Source organism: Methanobrevibacter sp. (assembly GCF_045541095.1).
Taxonomy (GTDB): Archaea; Methanobacteriota; Methanobacteria; order Methanobacteriales; family Methanobacteriaceae; genus Methanocatella.
In genome coordinates, this window is record NZ_JAZQIJ010000176.1 from 1 (window position 1) to 4,033 (window position 4,033).

The 4,033-nt window shown below is 36.5% G+C and carries 5 protein-coding genes; all 5 read left to right on the top strand.

Annotated elements, in window-relative coordinates; translation table 11 throughout:
* Positions 1–392, top strand: a 392-nt coding sequence (locus tag ACKI2P_RS07335; RefSeq protein ID WP_407376403.1) for a hypothetical protein, incomplete at its 5' end; no start/stop codon positions are given.
* Positions 393–416: 24 nt separating this feature from the next.
* Positions 417–920, top strand: a complete 504-nt coding sequence (locus ACKI2P_RS07340; protein WP_292826706.1) for a hypothetical protein — start codon at positions 417–419, stop codon at positions 918–920.
* A 12-nt stretch (positions 921–932) separates the two neighbouring features.
* A complete protein-coding gene (locus ACKI2P_RS07345) occupies positions 933–2,627 on the top strand; it encodes a hypothetical protein (protein ID WP_407376406.1) in 1,695 nt (564 codons plus the stop codon).
* Positions 2,628–2,989: 362 nt separating this feature from the next.
* Positions 2,990–3,304 (top strand): hypothetical protein, encoded by a 315-nt coding sequence (locus ACKI2P_RS07350; protein WP_407376408.1) that lies wholly within the window; start codon positions 2,990–2,992, stop codon positions 3,302–3,304.
* A gap of 114 nt (positions 3,305–3,418) precedes the next feature.
* On the top strand, positions 3,419–4,033 hold a 615-nt coding region (locus ACKI2P_RS07355; protein WP_407376409.1), incomplete at its 3' end, for a hypothetical protein.

Below are 4,033 nucleotides of genomic sequence, written 5' to 3' on the forward strand. Positions count from 1 at the left end.
AAAAAGACGAAGACGGAAACTACGTTAAAGTGAAAAGACACTTCAAGAAAAAATCAGCATGGCAAAAGCTATCTCGTGCATTCAATGTTGATACTGAAATCATTGACCGTGATTTGGAGAGAACCAAAATGGGCAGAATCAGAGAAGCATACTACTGCGTGCGTGCAACATTGCCTAATGGTCGTAGCGTAGAATCTGATGCATTATGCTCAAGGTCTGAAAAAGGTAAAGACAAAGTGTCTGACCACACAATAATGTCAACTGCAAAGACACGTGCAACCAATCGTGCAATAGCTGAACTGATTGGAGCAGGTGAAGTGTCAGCAGAAGAGATGTCAGCAGAAAAGATTGTAAGTCAATCAAAATTTTTAAAAGAGGATAACTCCTCTTAAATAATTTTTTAGGAGACAAATAAAATGAGTTTTGAAAATACCAGACAAACAATATTTACAGGTACAGAATTGGACTTTGAAGAAATCGTGGAAATCCCGGAAGGATATGAAAAAGCAGAACTAAGAGACTTTGAAGATGGAACTTTAATAACAGGTAGGCCTGAAATGTCTTCAGTAACATCCTATACTTTCGATGATGACGGTGAGGAAAAAACCATTAACCGTTTTAAATTATTCATTTTCAAAGATGATGAAAAAATATACGTTGAAATAAACGTTAACCTCAAAAACGATGGTGACCTTCACAAAAACATCAGAAAAGGAAGTGTACTCTTTGACTTCATAACCTCTATTTTAGAATTGGAAAATACAGGAAGTGTTGGCAGATCCAATATCTTAAGAAACGTCAACCTCGCTGAATACAGGGAATTCGTAAACAACTTGGGTGAAATGACAATACAGGTCAAAGAAAAGTCCGGAAGCTATATCTATTACAGTTTCATCGTACGTGACGTTCAGGTAAAATAAGCGGGTGTATGAATGAGTAATGTAGCTGAATTACCTACAAAGGATACAATAACTCTCATTATCAACAGGGACAATGTTGATAAGGTCACATATGTATTTAAAAACAGGTATGGTAATAAAATCGGAGAATATCTAAATAAATCTCCCGCTACATTATCTTCCCAAAGCAATGTCGCAAGACAGTTCAAACAGATTATAAATCCTAACGGCGAGTTGAAACCGAGACAGGTCAACAACCAGTTTTCAGAACTTAAGCAATTGCTGCAGCTCCACTATGAAAATGAGCTATCTGTTATCGAGCAGGAAATAGCTGACAAGAAACAGGCCGATCAGGAAAAGGATTCCAATAAATTAAAGGAAGCTATCACCAAATTGCAATCTCTAAGCTGTCCTTTAATTTATATTGGTAGTCTTGTTGAATGGTTTACTGCAGGTGAGCGCAACAACATAATGTATGCATTTACCGTATATGCAGGACAAGTTATCCTCAAAAATCCTGTTTCTGTAATATGTCTTGGCGAAGCAAGCAGCGGCAAATCACACATACAGGAAACAGCATTAAGACTGATTCCCAAAAGGTTTGTTGTCAATGAAAAAAAGATTACCGAGGCTGCACTCTTCAACCGTGCCAAAAAGGACAGATATTTCTATGACGGGATGATTGTCAATTATGGTGATATGGGTGGAAGCAATGACCATGAATTCATGGAGGAGTCCAAAAACCTCATGAAGGAACTTCAGTCTGACGGCTTTCTAAACAAGCCATTAAACATTCCGGACGGTGAAGGCGGATGGGATGTAAAAGACCTGGAACTTGAAGGCAAGCCATGCCTGACATATACTACCGTACCTAATCATTATTTTGATGATCAGGAAATGAGCAGAAGCATTTTCATCACACCTAGAATGGACAATCAGAAAATCTTCAACAGAAGAAAAAGTGCACTGGAATTCAAGCACGGCAAAAGCTACAGGATTTTAAAGCAATACGAAAAGGAAGCTGAACTGGTGCCATACATGCTATTGCATCTAAAGGAGGTATTTGAAAATACTGTAGTGATTAATCCGTATGTTCATTTTGTCATAGACTTTTTAAAGAATTCTTCTTTTTACAAAAGGGATTTTGACAAGTTCAATGGGTTACTTAAAACAATAACTGCCCTGAACTATTATAATCATAAAGTCTATGATGTTGACGGAAAAAAGATGGTGCTCACAAATATTGCTGATGTGCAATTGTTCATGAGTCTTTTAAGACCATACAAGGAAAGCATATCTGCAAACCTTGCACCAAAAGCTGTTGAAGTTCTAAACGATATCAGAAACAATATTGATGATTGGAAGATAAGCAAGGACAGGGAAGTGCTGAACATGGGAATTACAACCAATGATTACTTCACACTTCAAAGCCTAGGATTGAGCAAGGCATCAGCAAGGAAATATATGTATGAACTGGCTGACAAGGGATTTCTACAGATTACTGACAGGTCAGGAAGATCCAATGTATATGACCTTGCAAAAAGTGAAGTGGAATCAATCAGCTATGATTTAAAGCACATGGACGATTCAGTATATGATGATATCTGCTATGAGATTGGACAGTGGGTTGTAGACATTATGAAGGAAGATAAATTTGTTGAGGGGTTAAGTATAATGAACTTTGATTCAGATATAAGAAAGCCAATATGGATTGGCAAAAAACCATAAAAACTGAAAAACCATGAAAACCAAAAAACTAAAAAAACCATGTAAACTTATAAAAACTTTTGTAAAAGTTTTTTTAAAAAATTGTTTATAATTGTTTTTAGATAAATTGGAGGATTTTGCTTTGGTTTTGGGGAGTTGGTTTTTGCAAAAAACTGAAGTTCCGGAAATGTGTGGGGGCATGTTTAACAAGTGGCCCCGCATACTCCGGCAAAATTTGGTTTTTTAAAAAATCATTTTCGTGAAACTTCTTATGGATTGTTATTATTTGATTTAAAGGATTTTAAGGAGTTTTTAAAAAAACCATCAAAAAAGTTTACAAGAGTTTTCATGGTTTTTCATGGTTTTTATAAAAATTGATTGTTATGAAATCTATTAAGCAGCAGATAATCGAAGCCAAAAAAGAAAAACGAGAAAGAGAGGGGGAATTGTGGTTTGTGGATTACTGTAACAACTGCAAAACCGGATTGGCTTCAGAACATGATATTCCCTGCCATCATCCATACTACTGCTGGCATGAAGGCGAAACCGCTATTGTGCAATCTGAAATTGTTAGAATAGATGAGTTTAGAAGGCTTCATGGATATGTCACATCACAGATGTATTGGGAGTATAAGGAGTTGAGAAAAAGGCAGCGCCAATTGATATGGCAGGGTAGAAGAAAATTATTGAGAGATTAAAACAAATAAATTTATTACTAATTTTATATAAAAAATATAATAAACAATATAATAAAAAATTATAATTGGAAATGATATGTCATGGGAATTACTGATTATATTAGAACCAGATTATTGAATAATCGTGTGGAGCAGTACAACACCAAGCGCAGCTATTGGGGCGAAAGTGAAAGACAGCCTAGAGTTGATGGAATAAACACGGGCCTTGATCTTGTCGATGCACTTCCTCCGGTGATAAATAAAACAATAGCTAATGCACGTTATGCTGTTAAGCTTGAGGGTTATACTTCAGGAATTTTGAAAAACAGAATCGATAAGGCCAATGTTAATATTGTTCTTGTAGATAAGGAAAACAAGCTGTCTCAGGAGCAGAAACTAACGTTAATTCTATGGGCCAGAAAAATTGATATTAGACAAGTGGCTAAGGAGATCCTGCAGGGCGGAATGGTTGACGGTGAAGGCCTTATAAAACCGGTGCAGCGCTGGGATAAAAGTATTGGCAAATACATCAAGCCAATATTTCTTGAAATTGGTGCGCACGGTTACGGACTGAAAAAGGAATTCAATGACGATAATGAAGTCCAGCTCTACCTTCATGAGATGCCGAAAGATATCGTTAACGGATCTCCCGAAGACTTTAACAACTATGTAAGTGTTGAGGAAGGAACATTAACGGTCAAGTATGAAGCTGGTGAGGTCATTAACTTCATGTACAATGAAATCTACGGC

Bases quoted from the DNA above. Each gene is read 5' to 3' on its own strand.
- ACKI2P_RS07345 (WP_407376406.1), top strand. From the start codon at position 933: ATGAGTAATGTAGCTGAATTACCTACAAAGGATACAATAACTCTCATT.
- ACKI2P_RS07350 (WP_407376408.1), top strand. From the start codon at position 2,990: ATGAAATCTATTAAGCAGCAGATAATCGAAGCCAAAAAAGAAAAACGA.
- ACKI2P_RS07340 (WP_292826706.1), top strand. From the start codon at position 417: ATGAGTTTTGAAAATACCAGACAAACAATATTTACAGGTACAGAATTG.